At 62.7% G+C, this 16,678-nt stretch carries 14 protein-coding genes and 1 pseudogene; 4 read left to right on the top strand and 11 right to left on the bottom strand.

The features are described from left to right. Positions 1-284: 284 nt before the first annotated feature. The 10 genes and pseudogenes from QH196_RS23215 to QH196_RS23170 all read right to left on the bottom strand — a co-directional run. Positions 285-926 (bottom strand): annotated as a pseudogene (locus QH196_RS23215) (AMP-binding protein); the annotation flags it as partial. A 123-nt stretch (positions 927-1,049) separates the two neighbouring features. Continuing rightward, positions 1,050-2,477 carry a PucR family transcriptional regulator gene (locus QH196_RS23210; protein ID WP_280417935.1) on the bottom strand — a complete coding sequence of 476 codons (1,428 nt, stop codon included), beginning with the start codon at positions 2,475-2,477 and terminating at the stop codon, positions 1,050-1,052. 155 nt (positions 2,478-2,632) lie between these two features. Beyond that, positions 2,633-3,916, bottom strand: coding sequence for a hydantoinase/oxoprolinase N-terminal domain-containing protein (locus QH196_RS23205; RefSeq protein WP_280417934.1), 1,284 nt, complete (start codon positions 3,914-3,916; stop codon positions 2,633-2,635). A 26-nt stretch (positions 3,917-3,942) separates the two neighbouring features. Further along, complete coding sequence (locus QH196_RS23200) at positions 3,943-5,016, bottom strand: DUF917 domain-containing protein (protein WP_280417933.1); 1,074 nt, start codon at positions 5,014-5,016, stop codon at positions 3,943-3,945. Between the two features lie 22 nt (positions 5,017-5,038). Then, complete coding sequence (locus tag QH196_RS23195) at positions 5,039-6,274, bottom strand: M20 family metallopeptidase (RefSeq protein WP_280417932.1); 1,236 nt, start codon at positions 6,272-6,274, stop codon at positions 5,039-5,041. Next, entirely contained in the window at positions 6,271-7,179 is a 909-nt protein-coding gene (locus tag QH196_RS23190; protein ID WP_280417931.1) for a DUF1028 domain-containing protein, read from the bottom strand. The genes QH196_RS23195 and QH196_RS23190 overlap by 4 nt, the downstream gene beginning before the upstream one ends. Before the next feature lie 16 nt (positions 7,180-7,195). After that, positions 7,196-8,008: an alpha/beta fold hydrolase gene (locus tag QH196_RS23185; RefSeq protein ID WP_280417930.1), complete on the bottom strand. Its 813-nt coding sequence runs from the start codon at positions 8,006-8,008 to the stop codon at positions 7,196-7,198. Then, a complete protein-coding gene (locus QH196_RS23180; protein WP_280417929.1) occupies positions 8,009-8,461 on the bottom strand; it encodes a YybH family protein in 453 nt (150 codons plus the stop codon). Between the two features lie 95 nt (positions 8,462-8,556). Then, a complete protein-coding gene (locus QH196_RS23175; RefSeq protein ID WP_280417928.1) occupies positions 8,557-9,546 on the bottom strand; it encodes an LLM class flavin-dependent oxidoreductase in 990 nt (329 codons plus the stop codon). Positions 9,547-10,273: 727 nt separating this feature from the next. Next, the gene (locus QH196_RS23170; protein WP_280417927.1) at positions 10,274-11,818 is read right to left on the bottom strand and encodes an FAD-dependent monooxygenase; all 1,545 of its coding nucleotides are present in this window, start codon (positions 11,816-11,818) and stop codon (positions 10,274-10,276) included. A gap of 170 nt (positions 11,819-11,988) precedes the next feature. On the opposite strand from QH196_RS23170, the gene QH196_RS23165 reads away from it, so the two are divergent. Further along, positions 11,989-12,633: a TetR/AcrR family transcriptional regulator C-terminal domain-containing protein gene (locus QH196_RS23165; RefSeq protein WP_280417926.1), complete on the top strand. Its 645-nt coding sequence runs from the start codon at positions 11,989-11,991 to the stop codon at positions 12,631-12,633. Between the two features lie 215 nt (positions 12,634-12,848). Here QH196_RS23165 and QH196_RS23160 read toward each other — a convergent pair whose 3' ends face one another. Continuing rightward, positions 12,849-13,241, bottom strand: coding sequence for a RidA family protein (locus tag QH196_RS23160; protein WP_280417925.1), 393 nt, complete (start codon positions 13,239-13,241; stop codon positions 12,849-12,851). Positions 13,242-13,388: 147 nt separating this feature from the next. On the opposite strand from QH196_RS23160, the gene QH196_RS23155 reads away from it, so the two are divergent. The 3 genes from QH196_RS23155 (at position 13,389) to QH196_RS23145 (ending at position 16,369) form a co-directional block, all read left to right on the top strand. Next, the gene (locus QH196_RS23155; protein WP_280417924.1) at positions 13,389-13,979 is read left to right on the top strand and encodes a helix-turn-helix domain-containing protein; all 591 of its coding nucleotides are present in this window, start codon (positions 13,389-13,391) and stop codon (positions 13,977-13,979) included. Between the two features lie 246 nt (positions 13,980-14,225). Beyond that, positions 14,226-15,773 carry an MFS transporter gene (locus tag QH196_RS23150; RefSeq protein ID WP_280417923.1) on the top strand — a complete coding sequence of 516 codons (1,548 nt, stop codon included), beginning with the start codon at positions 14,226-14,228 and terminating at the stop codon, positions 15,771-15,773. Continuing rightward, positions 15,770-16,369, top strand: coding sequence for a TetR/AcrR family transcriptional regulator (locus tag QH196_RS23145; RefSeq protein ID WP_280417922.1), 600 nt, complete (start codon positions 15,770-15,772; stop codon positions 16,367-16,369). The genes QH196_RS23150 and QH196_RS23145 overlap by 4 nt, the downstream gene beginning before the upstream one ends. The last annotated feature ends 309 nt before the right edge of the window (positions 16,370-16,678 follow it).

Here is a 16,678-nt window from a genome sequence, read left to right as displayed (position 1 = left end):
CCCTAGAAAGGCGCACAGCAACTGAGGCGCTGACCGCACGGTCCCCACCGACGGCGCACACATCACCACCCCACGGACTCACCCGGCACCATCACACACACAACCAACAAGAACGACTCTCGAAACGGTAAACCCGCACGCGTACCGGCCCCCACCACCGCACGGCACAGACCGGCCGTCAGATCGTGCGCATCCCTGCCGTGATCACTCTTGTTCACTGTCGCCGAGCAGTTCGATCGACTTCTCGCGCATCTCGACCTTGCGAACCTTGCCGGTCACTGTCTGGCCAACTCCGCGATGAACATCGTCGGCACACCGTAGAGCGCGGTGCATCGCTCCGCCTCGACGGCTTCGAGCGTGGTCCTGGGGTCGAACGCAGGCGCCGGAATAACCGGCGCAGCACCATGGCTGGTGCAGGCCAGATTCCCCATCACCATCCCGAAGCAGTGATAGAAGGGGACGGGTATGCAGATTCGGTCCAGTTCGGTGTAATGGCAGAGCCGGCCGACGAGGTACCCATTGTTGAGGATGTTGTGGTGGCTGAGAGTCGCGCCTTTGGGGAACCCGGTCGTACCCGATGTGTATTGGATATTGATCGGATCGTCCGCGCTGCGTGCCGCCTGCGCCGTTGTCAGGGTTCCGGGGTTCGCGGCATGCGCTTCGCGACCGCCGGCGACCAGCTCGTGCCACTCGTCTCCCCCGAGCAGGACCACGAACTCGAGGGTTGGACATTTCGGGCGCACGGTCTCGATCATCGCCGCATAGTCCGACGTCTTGAACGTTTGCGCGGCGATGAGCAGCCGGACCCCGGCCTGGTCGAGAACATACTGCAATTCATGGGAACGATATGCGGGGTTGATATTTACGAGGACCACACCGATCTTCGCCGTCGCATATTGGACTACCGTCCACTCGGCACAGTTGGGTATCGCACATGCGCACCGAATAAAAAATGCGCCGACAGATCGACACGAACTGCCATGCCGGATATATGCTTCGGGAATCAATCGATAGTCGCGATTGTCAAGGAAGAGAGGCCGGACCCGCAGTCAGGTGCCCTTCTCCGAGACAAAGGCGCGAGTGGCGAGCTGCAATAGAAGTCGATCATCCACATTCCCCAGGTCAACGTCCAGCAGAGCCCGGATACGCTCCAGACGCAGCAGAACAGTATTGCGATGCACACCCAGCTTTTCAGCTGTATTGGTGGCCGACGACTCGTAATCGAGATAGCAGCGCAGGGTCCTGAGGAGTTGGTGGTTCGGGTCGGCCGCAACAAGTCGGCCCAGAATCTCGGAGGCTGCATCCCGAAGCGAATTGTTGCTGAACCAGCCGGCCAGCAGTGCCGCGGCACTGGCTGCGGCCGCGTGTTCGACGGCGAAGGAATCCGTGCGGCCCTGCGCGACCAGGGCTGCTTTCCTGGCTCCGGACAGAGACCGCTTGATGCCCGCGGCACCGAGCTCGCTGCTGCCGACGCCCGCGCATAGACCCCATGCGTCACGGGGATCGATTGTGCTCAACAGCTCACGAACCGAGTCGATATGGCCGAGGTCGCCCGGCTCGGCCTCCGGCACTTCGCTCGTGGTCCAGAACACGAGTCCGTCCGACTGTTCGATCACAAAGGTACCGAACTTTACGGCAACAAGGTTCTCCAGGGGCCTCACCGTGAGACGACCCGCCGGACCCGCCTCGATACGCCGCGCCGTGATGTACACAGCCGTATGCCAGCCTCCGAGCCGCCACCGAAGCGCACTCATCTTCTCCAGCGTGCTGGCGGAGACTTCCTCGGACTCGATCAACTCCGCCAGCAGCATCGAGCGATGTCTGCTCTCTCGTTCGATTCGAGTGGCCTGTGACGCAAGGTGGCCGGCGTAGGACAACGCGGCCACGCCCAGGGCATGGAGAACCGGCCGGTAGAGCCGCGCCGGAAGAAGATCCGTCACGGCGACCAACCACAGATTCGCCGGCGCCCGGCGATCGGTCTGAATGGGCTGCACCAGGACCATTCGCCCCGCCCCGTTCTCGAACATCCCGGCCATCGGCCGCATGACCGACATCGACCAGCGCCCTTCTGGCGTATTGGCCTCCCCGTGGCATTTCGAGTCGCCGGCAACCAGATGCCCTTCGCTGTCGACGAGCGCGACCGGAATACCGAGGAGCTGTCGCAACTTGTCGACCAGTTCGCCGGAATCGGTGGGCGGAGTGAGAAATCGCTCGATCGTCTCCCCGAGGACTCGAAGGGCGTGGATCTCCGGCGCCCGAACGAAGGGGTCACATCGCGCGATGATCCGATCGAGGTGTTGCGGAGGGACCGCGATCAATGGCATCGACAACGTATCGGCCAGTCGCTTGGTCGCCAGCGCCGCATCTCGTGTCGATGCCTCGGCGACTATTCCGGCGACCCCGGCACTGCGGGCAAGCCTGATGGCAAGATCGGTCGTCAGGTTGCTCAGGCCGATCGCTCCCCGGGTGAACACCACCAGCGAATCGGATTCGACGAAGTCGAGATCGTGTACATCGGTACACGGAAGCACGCGAGCCACCGACCGCCCCAGGCCGGATCGCCCGCCGACGACGTGATATTCGGGAAGAGCTCCATGTTCGAGCAGCTGCCCCACCGTGATCGGAGCGCCGTTCACAGGAGCGGCCCCCGTGCCGTGACACTGAAGCGAGCACTTGTGCTGGCGACATAAGTGAGTGGTGTGTCCGTGAACCGGGCAATGCCGACACCGGCCGGGTCTGCCCCCGCCCGTATTGCCGCGTCGACGGCCTCGGCCCGCGCGGCCCGGACAGCTTCGTCATAGGTGGAATCCGCGAATGTGAAGACGCGGTCGCTGATCCCGCCGACCTCGGCCGCGGCGGCTCCGGTGGCAGCCTCCCATCCGCCGAGACCGGAATCGATCACCGTCGGCAGCTCGGGGCCGAGGTCGTCAACCCTGTCGCCCTTTACCCGGATGACCGGAACCTCGCCCATCCACAGTCGTATTCGTTCGAGGCACTCGAGGATCCGAGTGTCGTTGTCGCCGGGCAGGGTCAGTACTCGAAGGTCAGCCAGGGCCGTGCGGACTCCGAAAATTGTTGTTCCCGAACGCCCCTGATCCGGGATTCCATCCGAAACAGTGAATACTTGCACAGCACTCCCGCGGGCATCGATAACAGCCATATCGGCGACTCCGAACTCGTGCGCGACGCCGTTCAGCGCACTTGCCAGAAGAGACCGATGTGACTTCAATGGATGCGCGATCAACTCGGTCGTGGATACGAGCGTGCCATTTCCGGTGACGAAATGGAGTTCTGTGTCCACTCCCCGCCTATTCAAAGCAGCCGAGAGCGCGTCGACTCTGCTCAAAGCATCCGGCACGAGCACAGCTTCGACGACAGCTGCATTCTCCCGCTCGATCAGGCCGATACCCGGAATTGTACTGCCCAACACCAGATGTGCGCGCGGACCCAAGACCTCGGCCACGATCTCGGCCGCCCGGATCTCGTGCTCGGGGGCCGACTGGGAATTGGTGCCCACGATTGCAACGGCACGAATTCCACCGCGCCGGCATCGGGATGCGAAACGGGCTACAGCATCGACATCCAGGGGGCACCGTGAACTTCCATCGAAATGGTGTCCGCCCGACACCACCGCTACGCATCCGGCTACCTGGCGTGCGAGCCGCGGCGGCCACCCGGCCAGTGGTGAGGCCGAGGTGCTCGACGGTGCGGCGATCCGGAGGACTCCTACCTTCTCGTCGGGCAGGCGGGTCTCGTCGAAGTCGTACAACCCGGCAACCATCACCCTGTCGATCCTGCCGTTGCAGATACGGTCGAGGATCTCCGGCAGGGCCTGCGAGGTAGGCCCCGCCGATGCGGCCCGGGAGACCACCGTTCCTCCGTCGTCGGTCGCGATCGCGGTTACGCTGTCTCCCAACGCTATCCCCACTGTGCATCCGGAAATCATCGGAGGCCCCCGGTTACCACGGCCGGCGGCAGCCCGAACTCTGCTGGGCCGATGATCCTTTTCGCTGCCGTGGTATGCCAACGATCATCGGCCGGAATCGACAGAACTCGGACCCGTTGCCCCGGGAGAACGTCCGGACTCTGAACGACGGCGCCGGTGTCGACGTCGATTACCGTGATGATGTCCGGAACCATAGCCGCCACAATGCCGTCCACCGTGGCTGCCACGTTCTCGCCTCTGTGGTCGAGGCGCAGAATACTCCCCCGAGTGGACTCGCCGAGCGCGGTGATCACCCCGCGCGGGATGTCGGCGGTGATGTCGTGATGGTCCTCTATGACGACACCCTCGAAGACAACGACCCCGCGACAGAATTGAAGGCACTCGTCGAATGCGGCGCTCTCACCGGACTGCATTCGCACGACCAGTTCACCCAGTGCCATACAGCGTGAGATGGAGCCGACGTCACCGAAGCTGCGGCAGATATCCGCATTCACCCGGTAGGCACTGACCAACGCGACCATTCCCATCTCGGCCAATGTGGCCCGGAGCAACCGGCCTCCTGCCCGATCGGTACCGGCCTGAATGATGCTGTAGGCGCCGAGCGCGTCGACCATCACGACCGGTGACATCGGCAGGCCGTTGAGGGCCAGCGACGTCATCTCGAGTGAAGGGAAGCAGTGCTGCATGATGTCGGCATCGACGCAGGGCAATCCCAGTTCAGCGGCGGCCGCCACCGGGAACACAGTATTGACCGGACCGATCTGAACCGGAAGGACAGCCGCACAGCTCGCGCCGCTCACGTCCTCGGCTGCTGCCCGCAATCGGTGGATCTGCTCGATACTGGGCAGCGATTCGACGACCGCGCTGGGCGGACCACCGATCACCACAGGTAGCAGTAGCGCCTCCGGCGGAAGTTCTTCCGGCCCGACGAGGGTGACCGCACCGTGCCGTGACAGTGCTTCCTGCGCTATGAGAACTGGATGGTATGGGGCGCCGCCACCTCCGGAGGCGAGAAAAGACGCCCCGAGCGCCAGCCTCTCGACGTCATTCGCACCGATGCTCTTGCTCATCACCGACCGCACTCCCTCGCACTCATGGCAACGAGTGCATTCTTCCGTCCGCTGCCCGGTCCATCGACGAACGAGTGCCGAATGTCGTGAGGATAGAGACAAAGGATTTGGCAATCGCGACCAAATCGTCGGTCATGACCCATTCGTCGGGGGTGTGCGCCTGACTCACGGACCCTGGGCCGTAGAGCACGGTCGGGATTCCGAGGCGATTGCGGAGAGTCCGTGCGTCACTGCCGAGGTACGAGCCCTGTACCTCGGCAGGGCTGCTGTTCCGGCCCGACGCGATATGCTGCAGATACCGGACGAAGGGCGCGTCGCGGCGGATCTCGGATGCCTCGACGAACAAGTACGGTTCGATTCGATAATCTATCTTCGGGCTCAATCGGTCGAGTTCGTCCGTGATGGATTTCAATACGTGCTCTCGAGAATCCCCCGGCAGCGTGCGTCGATCGATGCGTACGACGCATTCACTGGCTACCACGTTCGCCGAAGTGCCGCCCGAAATCGTCCCGGCATTGCACGACGGCCTACCGAGTAGAGGATGCCCCGGCTCACCGAAATCGGCGAGGTGCAACGCTGCGACGACACGCGCCGCATCCATGATCGCAGAGTGCCCGAGCGCCGGGTCACTTGCATGCGCAGCGCGGCCGTACACGAAGATATCCGCGACGAGGCACCCACGCTCGGCAATCCCGATCTGCATTTCGGTCGGCTCGGGAATGATGCAGGCATCGGCTTCGATCAACCCCGCGTCCGCCAGCGCCTCCGTGCCATGAGCGCCGCCCGTCTCCTCGTCGGCTACCAAGTGCAGCACGATATCGGAGTCGAGCCTTGCCCCCGCCTCGTTGCACACTGTGAGAGCTTCGATGACCGCGGCGATTCCTCCTTTCATGTCACACGCGCCGCGTCCGCGGACTCGGTCCTCCTCGACCACTCCGCCGAAGGGATCGACTTCCCATTCATCGCGGCGCGCCGGCACTACGTCGATATGACCGTTGAACATCAGGATCGGACGAGTACCATCGGCCGGACCCAGCTTGGCCACCAGGGACGGACGGCCCGGCGTGGTCTCGAATACCTCGACGGAACAGCCGGTTTCGACGAGTACATCTGTGAGTACCGGGATGATGCTCTGTTCGCCGCCGGGAGGGTTCGAGGTGTCACAACGGATCAAGCTCGCGGTGAGCTCTGCTACCCGGTGCGGCGAAACTCGTCGGTGGAGAACTTCGACGGATGTCGGAACTACCGGTTCGGTCATAGGTACTGCTCGGCTTCGTCGATGATCCCCGCGTCCCCCACGGAACGGAGAAACGGGCGCAGGTGTTCTGCACGGGAGAAGATTCCGGTGAACGCGTCCGCGGCTTCCCGGGTCCGTCCTGCCCTGGCCAGCAGCACCGCACGCCAGAAGGCGGCTTCGTTGTTGTCGGTGAGGACCGCCGCGGCCGCCGCCAGGCGCTCGAGCGAACTCTCGAGTTCACGCTCGGTGACATCGCGGAAGCCGCCGACCATGACCCGTGGGGCGAACATCACCGATCCGACCGCCTCGAACGCACGAACACGCGGCAGCAGCCGAGCCAGTTCTCCGACGGGATCGTCGTGATCGTCGACCCTGATGTCGATCAGTGTCTCCTGCCACGGCCGCGCCGACCGCGTCCCCGACACCACGCGAATGAACGCGGACTGGCTTCCTCGTGCGTCGCCACCAGCGCTTTCGCCGGCCTCGAGGGCCGCCAGGATCTTGTCGGCGAGTGCACCTCGGGCTTGCTCGTAGGCGGCCGACATCGCCTCCGGGACCCCGGGTGAGGCCAGCATGTTCCCCAGCACGGCTACACCGTCACCGATTCGCTGACCCGACGCGGGCACACATCTGTCGCCCGTGTGTGTGGCAACCGTGCCATCCGCGGCGACCACTGCCAGCTGGCGGTAGTCTCGCATTTCGTCGGAGCCCACCAGTTGGCGCAGCACGTCGACGCTGTCCTGACCGCGCCGCAGGCGCTCGAGTGCGAGTGGCCCGAAGTCGATGTTGACGAACGCCTGGGTCGCCACCGCGCCGACTCCGGGTTCGAGCCAGCCTGCCAGCCGTCCGACACCGAAGAAATGGGACTGCGCGCCCACGCCCAGTTGCCCGGTCCGGCTGTCACGCGCGACGATCGAATACGTCATAACTGCTCCCTCGCCCTCACCGCTGTCCCCAGAAGGCGTTCAGCCGTCGAAGCACCTCGTCGGGTGCCTCGATCATGGGCAGGTGGCCGACACCCTCGATCGTGTCGTGTGCCCCTCCCGTCACCTCGGCGAATTCGACCGACATCGCCACGGGACATGTCGGGTCGAAAGTCCCGGCGACCGCGAGAACGGGACATCGAACTCGTGCCGCGCGGTCTCGGATGTCGGCGCCGAACGCACCTCTCAAGATGTCGGCGACGACAGGAACCGGGCGAACTCCGATGACGTCCAGGGCACGCCCCAGCGACCGGGCGCCACGAAATTCCGGTCCCAGGACTTCGGGAGTGATCGTGGCGAAATACGCAGCCGATCCCGCTGCTTCCAACTCCCCGACCATCGCCTCGATCGCGTTATTGCCCACCTGCGTCCCGAGTGTGCTGCCGAATGCAGCAATACTCAGTGCCCGTTCGGGCTGTTCGACAGCCAGCGAGGCGCTGATGGTTCCACCGAGTGAGCCGCCGACGAAGTGTGCCGATCGAATACCGTGCGCATCCATTGCCGCGCGGACATCGGCAACCCAATCATCGACGGTGAACGGGCCGGACATGGTCGATGCGCCGTGGCCGCGAAGGTCGAGCGCCAGTGACGGCCGCCGGAGCTCGTCTCGCACGGCATCCCATACCGGGCCGGATGTGTTGATCGGATGGACGAAGACCACAGCCCCCTGGGCGGGCAGTGCGGCGCACGAAGGGTAGGTGAGAATGGTTCCCGCGGGCCCGTCGACCCGCACAGCCGGGCTGCCGGACATGGTGTTGCTATCGGCCGGCATTCATTCGTCCCCGTACTTGAGCGTGCCTTCGGGGGCGGCGGGGCTGCAGTGCATATGCCAAATAGTCCACCGGGGATTGCCGGCGTTGTCGTCCTTACGATAGATCTCCGTGTAGCGGAACGGCACTACGGTCGGAGCCCCGGACGCTTCCGTGAGCACGATCTGCGCGACCGCCTCCCCGGCGATCCAGGCCGTGTCGCCTTCGACGTGCACAACGATCGGGTCGGATTCCTCGATCGATGTGATCGTACTTCCGACTCGCTGGAGCCCTGCCCAGAGTTTCGCTTTATCGTGTACCCCGCGATAGGTGAGCCCGTTCAAATTATATTGGAGGTACGCCTCGCCCTCGGGAAACTGTTCGATCATCTTCTCGATCTGCAGTCCGATATTGGCCTGGAACCAGGCAGCGTGAACAGCTTCGATTTCTCGGGTCTCGTCGGTCGCAGTGGTCATCGGGCTTCTCCTCTTGTTCCTCGGATACGTTCGGTCGACGGTGTCGGGGCACACGCACTCCGGCGGGGCGGACGCTGCGCCGGGCCTCCCTCGGTTCAGGCAAGCGTCCGCTCGAGGGCGGAAAGGGTCCGGTCGGCACGGTCGGCCGGTATCGGCGAGATGACGACAGAATCGGCTCCCGCACCGAAGTACTGCCTGATCCGTTCGCGACAGCCCTCCACAGACCCCACGAAGGCCAGGGCATCGATCCACGACTCCGGCATCTCCGATGCCACAACCTCAGGGCCTCCACGGGAGAGCATGTCGCTGATCCGATCGTTCGCCCCGATCGCCCCGAAGAGCGGACAGGGACCGGTTGCCGCGATATAAAAGGCGAGGAGTTGGCGCATCTCCTGGCGCATCGCGGGAATATCGGATTCCTCGTCGGTCACGTTCGCCAGTAGAAGAACCGAAACCCCAAGGCGCTCTGCACGGCCGGCTTCGGATGCCGCCGTATCCAGCTTTGCCCTGGCAGCGGCCACATATTCGACAGGAGACAGGGCGCTCACGAGAAGGCCATCGGCCAGTTCGCCGGTGAGCGCGATTCCCTTGTCGCCCAATACGCCGGTGTACAGAGGGACGTGGGTGCCCGGCGCGTGCGTCAAGGCCACATCACGAAGAGTGAAAGCCTTGCCCTCCACGGACACCGACTCTCCACCGAGGAGCGCCCGGATCGAGGTCAGGGATTCACGCAGTGCCGCCATCGGAGACCGTGGCGTCAGCCCCATCTGTCCGATCCATGCCGGAATACCGTGCCCGATGCCCGGCAGGATCCGGTTCGGATAGGCTCGCGCCAAGGTGGCGATCTCCATCGCGGTGACAGCCGGATGCCGCACCGTCGACGCCATGACACCGATGCCGACCGGGATCTCCCGGGTGGCACTCAGCGCGATGGCGGCGCCGGACACACCTCCGAGAAAGAAGTAGTCCTCGGGGAGCCACAATTCGTGAAACCCCGTCCGTTCCGCGTTCCTCGAGATTTCCGCGATTCGCTCGGGCGGCGTACCGCTGGCCAGTAACAACCCGATTCGCTCGGCGAATGCCATGTCATCTCCTCAGCTCGTGCGGTGCGAGCTCATGTCGATTCTTTCTCGCCGCGGAAACAGCAATCCATCTCGGCACGGTGCACCTTTCACCCTCACCGATCGATTCCACGGCAGAAAGAGGGAATTACGGACAAGTTGTGGGCAATCCATAGTTGTTATCGAGTTCGAAGCCGACACATCGTGACGTTACGGCAGTGCGGTCCACCGATGTTTCAATATTCGACTCCGGCACCACTTTCGGCTCCGGTCTATGCACAGTAGGTCATGAGTGACGCATTTGACACTGTCATTTTCTTACATATTCCGCGGAGACCTGGGCACAGTGCCCAGCCCTGGCAGTCGGGGCCGAAGCGTCGGCCGGACGCCGACAACGAGCTGCCGGTTCCGCGCCACATGCAGGTAACGACCGAGTTCCGCAACGCCTTGGCAGCCACACGCAGAGGGTGTACGTTCCGTCCTCCCCGAGGGGACGCCGCGGCAGTACTGGGCGGTTTGCTGCACGAACCATGAGGTCGGAATACAGATGTGCGTGGATTCGAATTGTCCGATAGGAGTCTTCCGTGCTCCGAAATATTCACGATGAAGAACGGCGTCGGCCCGGATAAATAGGAAATCATCAACTGAAAATAATCCCGGACAATGCCGGACAACGCACGCGCCGGGCCGAGGCGATTTCCGTTGCAGACCCCGGAAAGCACAATCGACCGCTCCGCGAGGGAGCCGCGAACTAGGTCGCTGACGCAACCTTCGTGCTCTGTACCGACCCGTCCAAACCATTTTCACCGATGACTTCGTCGATTGCCACGGACAGATCACCCGGGTCGGAGGCCTCGCTCGCCCAGGCCACGTATCCATCCGGCCTGACAAGGACAGCGGTAACACTCCCCCATGCCCGACGGTCGTTGCCGCTGGACAGCGGAGCGCGGTGGATCGTCAACCGGCCGGCTTGCCGCGCCGCCTCGGCTTGTAGAGCCCGTGGTGCCGTGTGCCCTGCGGAGGTGAGATCGAGCAGCACGTACTTCGCTTCCGTCAACAGGCCGAAGAGCGTTTCATCGGAGTTCTCGAATGTCAGATCGGGAGCTCGACGACCCACGAGCATATGGGCATCTTGCCCAGCGGTTGCGTATCGCACCGATAGGCCGGAAAGCCTCTCGGCCAGAGCATTTTCCAAGGACGGCTGTTCGGCGATCAACTTGCTGAACAGCGAGCGGAGTTCCTTCCCCTCGACCGAGAACGCGGTCATCAGAGCCGTCTGGGCCTGGGTGTGCTCCAACAAGTCCTGTCCAACCGGATGACGCTCCTCGTGATATGAGTCGAGCAGCCCTTCCGGCGCCCACCCGTTGACCGTGGCCGCCAGCTTCCAGCCGAGATTCATCGCGTCTTGAATACCGATGTTCAATCCGACCCCGCCCGCCGGCATATGCTGATGGGCCGCGTCTCCAGCGAGCAGTACTCGCCCCTTCCGGTAGCATTCCGCCTGCCTACTGGTGTTGCTATAGCGCGAAAGCCAGGTCGGAGAGTGCATACCGAAGTCCGTCCCCATGATTGCCCGGGTCTTGGACTTCAGCTCCTCGAAGGTGAACTCCCCCGGCCAGTCGGTACGAACATCATCTGGGCACAGGCCGGCGAGACGGTGACGGCCATCCGGCAACCTGACGATCAGAACCGAACCGTCCAGCCCCCAACGACTGATGGCATGTTCCTCGGGCGGGTTGTCGAATATGACATCACCGAGCCACCCCAGGACCGTGAAATCCGTCCCCCGATAGTCGATGCCGGCGCATTGCCGAACCGTGCTTCGTGTTCCGTCGCAGCCGACAAGGTAATCCGCATCGACAGTGTAAGGACCCTCCGGTCCGTCAACAGTCACCGAGACACTTCCGGACTGTTCGACGAATCCCGTTACCTGGTGCCCACGCCGGACCTCGGCTCCGAGTTCGAGAGCGCGATGCTCCAGTATCTCCGTCGTTCGCGCCTGAAGTATCGCCAGAGTGAACGCGAACTCGGTATCCAGCGGTTCGAAATCCAGCCGGTCGTCGAGGATGGCGAAGTGCCCGCTCGGTATTCTTCCACCTTCCTCGAGGAATTGAGCGTGCATATCCCGCGACGCAAACACTTCCACAGTGCGGGGGTGGATGGTCAGAGCCCTCGAGTGCGGGGGAATCGTCAGGTTTTGCTCGAGCAGCAGCGTCGACACGCCGGCCAGTTGTAGTTCACAAGCCAGCCAGAATCCGGTCGGCCCACCCCCCGCGATCACGACTTGTCGGTTCACCGTGCCTCCTCATCCAATTATTGGTCAATGACCAAGCGATCTCAACAGTATTCTATGTCACTGACCAAGACGCAAGGGTTACGTCCACGACTCCGCACCGCAACGACCGCGGCCGTATACGGCCGGGCACACGGCAACGCCGGAAAGCCGTCCCGGAATATGCTTGATCAATGACCAACACGAAGGGGCGATCACCTGCAGGCATCGGACTCACACCTGATGACGTGGTCCGGGCCGCACTCGACGTGCTGGACGAGCAGGGACTCGACGCAGTATCCACCCGGGCAATCGCCGACCGGCTCGATGTGCGGATGAACACCGTGCTCTGGCATGTGAAAACCAAATCGAGACTTCTCGAATTGATGGCGGAGGCAATTCTCGGCGAGGTGAGCCTGACGAACCTCGACGGCACCGGGAAGGAGCAGGCGCGCGAGCTGATGCTGCGCTTGCGACAGACCCTGCTCAGTCACCGCGACGGCGCCCTCGTGGTGTCCGGTACCTTCTCGGCCGAACCCCGAACACTCAGGTTCGCAAACAGCCTGGTAACGGTTCTACTGGACGAGTCCGGCTCGAGGAAAGTGGCGGCGTGGTCGATGTGGGCCCTGTTCTACTTCACCCTCGGACTGGTGCAAGAAGAGCAGGCAGCACCTCTCTCGATCCATGATCGACTGCTCGACAAGGTGTCCCCCACAGAGTATCCAGCGCTCGCCGCAGTCCTCGACGATTACGAATCAGCCGCGTTCGATGACCGCTTCCGGTTCGGGATCGACGGAATCCTGTCTTCCCTGGATCACACGCGCCGGCAGACGCAGTAGATACTGCCAGCCGACCTCACCATTTAGGAGCCATCGGCAACGGTGCGATCCATCCCGCATCGCCACAGCCGATGTCGGGCGTCGTCGTCGAAACCATCCGGCCGGCCGACCCCGGAACGCCTACGAACCAGGAAAGGCGGACATATCTCCGGACGCCCCGGTTACACACCGACCGGGGCATTCGAAAGGCGACCTACACAGCGTCACCCGAACGCTCACAACGCCGCGACGACCTGGATCTCGACCAGAAACCCAGCAGCGAAAAGGGTTTCGACTCCAACCGCCGTACTGGCGGGCGGCAATACCCCGGCCGGCCGGGCAGCGGTCAGGGTTCGAATCAGTTCCTCCGCTCTGTCCGGCGAGTATCCGGCGAGATATACCGTCTCGCTCACAACCTTTCCCCTGGACGAACCCGCAGCTTCCAATACCGTGTCGATATTGGCGTAAGCGCGACGGAACTGAGCCTCCAGATCACCTTCGACCAAATTACCCTCGCTGTCCCAGGCAACCTGACCGGATGTGTAGACGAGACCCGCCGACTCGAGAACAACCCCATGCGAGGCGACACCCGGAAGCTTGGGGAGCCCCGGAGGGTTCACATACCGCACAGACACTTCAAATCTCCTTCACCAGACAGACTCGCGAACCCCAGCGCATAGCCTATCCTATAGACTGGAGTACATCCAGTGTATGAGTTCATCCCGTCCACGCCGCCCACGCCCATCATGTACCCGAAAGCCACATAGAATTAAGGGATGTCGAGGTCACGCTCCAATCTCCCCGGAGAAGATCGACCATGGGCCCTGCAACTCGGAGAGAGGCTCCGATCGGCAAGAATGTCACGCGGCCTCACCCTCGCTTCGATAGCCGCCGGCACAGGGATCTCCACATCCTTCCTGTCACTGCTCGAACAAGGCCGAACCGATATCAGCCTCGGGAGATTGCTGCCACTACTGGAGTTCTACGAGTTGAGCGCCTCGGAGATCCTCGACACCGCCCACACCGACCGGGACCTGGTCCGAAACGGCGACGCACCACTGCTGTTCACAATGGCAGACGGCATCGACGTCTACCTTGCCGCCCCGAGCCGAAACAGAACATTCCTTCCACTCATCGTCGAATACTCCGCCGGTACCCGCATGCAGCACTGGTCCGAACACGACGGTGAAGAGTTCCTGTTCGTCCTCGAAGGGAATCTGGAAATCGAGATTCGCGGAAGTTCGTCGATAATTCTGCAATCCGGGGATTCGTACTTCTTTCGAAGCGCTCATGCACATCGCGTCTCGGCCGCCGGGCACGAAGCAGCACGAGGACTGGTCATTACCACAGGAGAAGTTCCCGTTTAACCTGCACGAGCATTCTACGAGCCGATTGTTCTGCGACATTCACCTCGATCGCATATGCCATCAGGGCACAACCCACCGCGACTCCTCCGAAGACCCGGAAACCGACCCACGATAGCCGCCGGAACACCTCGATCCGCGAGACGCGCGCCGACAACAGCCCTGCGCCCGCAGGTTCCCGGAAACACTTGCACTTAGCCACGCCTAACCATACGCTACGAAACGGTATCGTTTCGATCGGAGGAAGAAGTGGCTACCCAGACCATGGGCACAAGACGGGAGATCAGCATGCTCGTCGTGCTGAGCCTATCGGTGTCGGCAGTTCTCCTGGGCACGACAATTCTCAATGTCGCCCTGCCGGAGCTGCGTATCGAGCTGGAGACGAACAACACCCAGCAACAGTGGATTCTTAATGCATACACCCTGACCTTTGCCGGTTTCCTCCTGGTCGCAGGGGCAATCGGTGACCGCTACGGGCTGCGCCGGACGCTGCTGAGCGGGCTCGCGGGGTTTTCGATCACCACTACGGTAGCGGCGTTCGCACAGGGGCCGGGTCTGCTGATCGTCATGCGCGGGCTCAGCGGTGTATTTGCCGCGGCGATCATGCCGATCAGTCTGGCAGTGATCGTGCGAACGTTCTCGAAGGAACGAGTACCGGGCGCTGTCGCGGCCTGGGCGGCCTCGTCGGGCCTCGCAATAGCTCTCGGGCCACTCCTGGGAGGAGCATTTCTCAGTGCTGGAATGTGGTGGGGTTCGGTGCTTCTAGTGGTGTCGGCCGGCGCATTCCTCGCCTTCCTCGGCGTGATTCTCACGGTCCCGGAAACCGGAAAGTCGCCCACATCCGGCCAAGCGCTGCGACTCGCACCGGTAGCGACATCGATCGCAGGTATTGCACTTCTGGTGTGGGGTGTGCTCCGTGGTGGTCAGGATTCGGAATGGCTCGCGGCCCACACGCTCCTGCCGATCATTACGGGCGTCATCGTCCTCGGGGGACTGGTTGCGGCCGAGACCCGACACAAGAACCCTCTGGTCGAAACCGAACTTTTCAAGCGCCCCCAGTTCACTTGCGCAGTTGTTGCCTTGACACTCGGCACATTCGCAGTTTATGGGTATCTGTACTTCACGACGTTCTACCTTCAAGTCCAACGAGGGTTCTCTCCGATCCAGACCGGATTACTGCTGATCCCTCTCTCTGCCGGAGTAGTCATCGGCGGACCCATATCCCGAAAAATCGCCGAAATCCTGGGAGCGCTGGAGACCATGGCGGCAGGAATGCTCCTGGTCGCCCTCTCGCTGGCCCTGCTGCTCACCCAGGACATGCGTTCGAATATCGCCTACTGGGAAATCCTGACCTTCACTACCGCCTTCGGCTTCGCGCTTGTTCTCGCACCCGGCACCACTGCTGCCATGGCCGGTGTGCCCGCAGCGCATGCTGGAGCAGGTTCCGCTCTCCTCAACACCTTCCGCCAACTCGGCAGTGCGCTCGGTGTCGCAGTACTGGGTTCGATCCTGTGGTCCAGGTACCAGAGTGGGGTCCGGCCCCAGCTGAGCGAGCTCAGTTGGCAGGAGAAAGATCTCGCGGGCAGCTCGCTGGCCGCGGCCCTCGAAGCTGGCGCCGGGCGACCGAGTGTTCTCGATGGTGCGAATCAGAGCTTCACCTCGGCGATGCATTTCGCTTCCGCAACAGCAGCTGGTGTTGCAGCGCTCGCGGCGATCGTCACGCTGACGTTCTCGATTGCTATCCGCCGTCGCGATCGACAGTCCGGAGCACTGATCGACGTAAACTCGCCGAGATGAACAGGAGTGCCTCAGATCTTGCCCGCATTCGACCGGCTGCATCCTCTCGGGGTGAACGGGCCGAACGTGCCATCGTCGAGGCGGTCCTCGACCTGCTCGACAACGAGAACGTCGAAAACCTCACCATGGACAAGATCGCAGCGGCCGCTCACGTGGGCAAGCCGACGATCTACCGCCGCTGGTCGTCGAAGGCAGAACTGGTCGCATACGCGCTGAACAGCCTTGTTCGAGAACCTCCACTCGCTGTCTCCACGGACCTCCGAGAAACTCTGGTGGCCGCCCTGTCCGAGCTTCGGGAACGACTGACCGACACCCGCCACGGGCGGGTCTGGCGGAAACTCCTGGGCTCGCAGGAACAGTATCGCGACGCGCTGGATGTCTATCTGTACAGATACCTGATACCGCGCAAGCAAGAGTTGGTGGCCGAGGTACAGCGACACATGCGGACCGACGACACATCGGCGGAGGTATTGGTGGAGGTTATCGTCAACGCTGTACTCGGCTCTGTGATGTTACCTGGACCGCTGTCCAGCAGCGCAGACCCTGGGGTCATCGTCGATACCTTCTTGCAGGCCCGTCGGCCGGTCCTGGAATAGCGAGACTTCGACGCGGCAGCAACCTCTTCGGTCAGCCACTGCCGACGCTGAAACGTTCAATACACCACCACCGGAAGCGACGGGGGGGCCGGTGGGGCCGCCCCCCCCCGCCACCCCGGAGGGGGGCCGCCCCCCCCCGGTTTTATATTTGGCGGATAACATATAAAAGGGGGCAAATATAAGGGCCCGCGGTTAAGCCGGCCCCCCCCACCCACCCCGAAGGTGAGCCGCCCCCCCCGGTATTATTTAAAAAAGGAAAAAAAAAAAAAAGGCCGAAAAAAATGGCCCACAAAAAACACCGAACGCAGA

This window comes from Nocardia carnea (genome assembly GCF_029868325.1).
In the GTDB taxonomy this organism is placed as follows: domain Bacteria; phylum Actinomycetota; class Actinomycetes; order Mycobacteriales; family Mycobacteriaceae; genus Nocardia; species Nocardia carnea_C.
Note: the sequence above shows the minus strand (reverse complement) of the source record. Positions and strands in the feature narration are given on the sequence as shown.

Coding starts and splice junctions, on each gene's coding strand:
- QH196_RS23200 (WP_280417933.1), bottom strand. CDS start 5,016: ATGAGCAAGAGCATCGGTGCGAATGACGTCGAGAGGCTGGCGCTCGGG.
- QH196_RS23195 (WP_280417932.1), bottom strand. CDS start 6,274: ATGACCGAACCGGTAGTTCCGACATCCGTCGAAGTTCTCCACCGACGA.
- QH196_RS23190 (WP_280417931.1), bottom strand. CDS start 7,179: ATGACGTATTCGATCGTCGCGCGTGACAGCCGGACCGGGCAACTGGGC.
- QH196_RS23185 (WP_280417930.1), bottom strand. CDS start 8,008: ATGCCGGCCGATAGCAACACCATGTCCGGCAGCCCGGCTGTGCGGGTC.
- QH196_RS23180 (WP_280417929.1), bottom strand. CDS start 8,461: ATGACCACTGCGACCGACGAGACCCGAGAAATCGAAGCTGTTCACGCT.
- QH196_RS23175 (WP_280417928.1), bottom strand. CDS start 9,546: ATGGCATTCGCCGAGCGAATCGGGTTGTTACTGGCCAGCGGTACGCCG.
- QH196_RS23165 (WP_280417926.1), top strand. CDS start 11,989: ATGACCAACACGAAGGGGCGATCACCTGCAGGCATCGGACTCACACCT.
- QH196_RS23155 (WP_280417924.1), top strand. CDS start 13,389: ATGTCGAGGTCACGCTCCAATCTCCCCGGAGAAGATCGACCATGGGCC.
- QH196_RS23145 (WP_280417922.1), top strand. CDS start 15,770: ATGAACAGGAGTGCCTCAGATCTTGCCCGCATTCGACCGGCTGCATCC.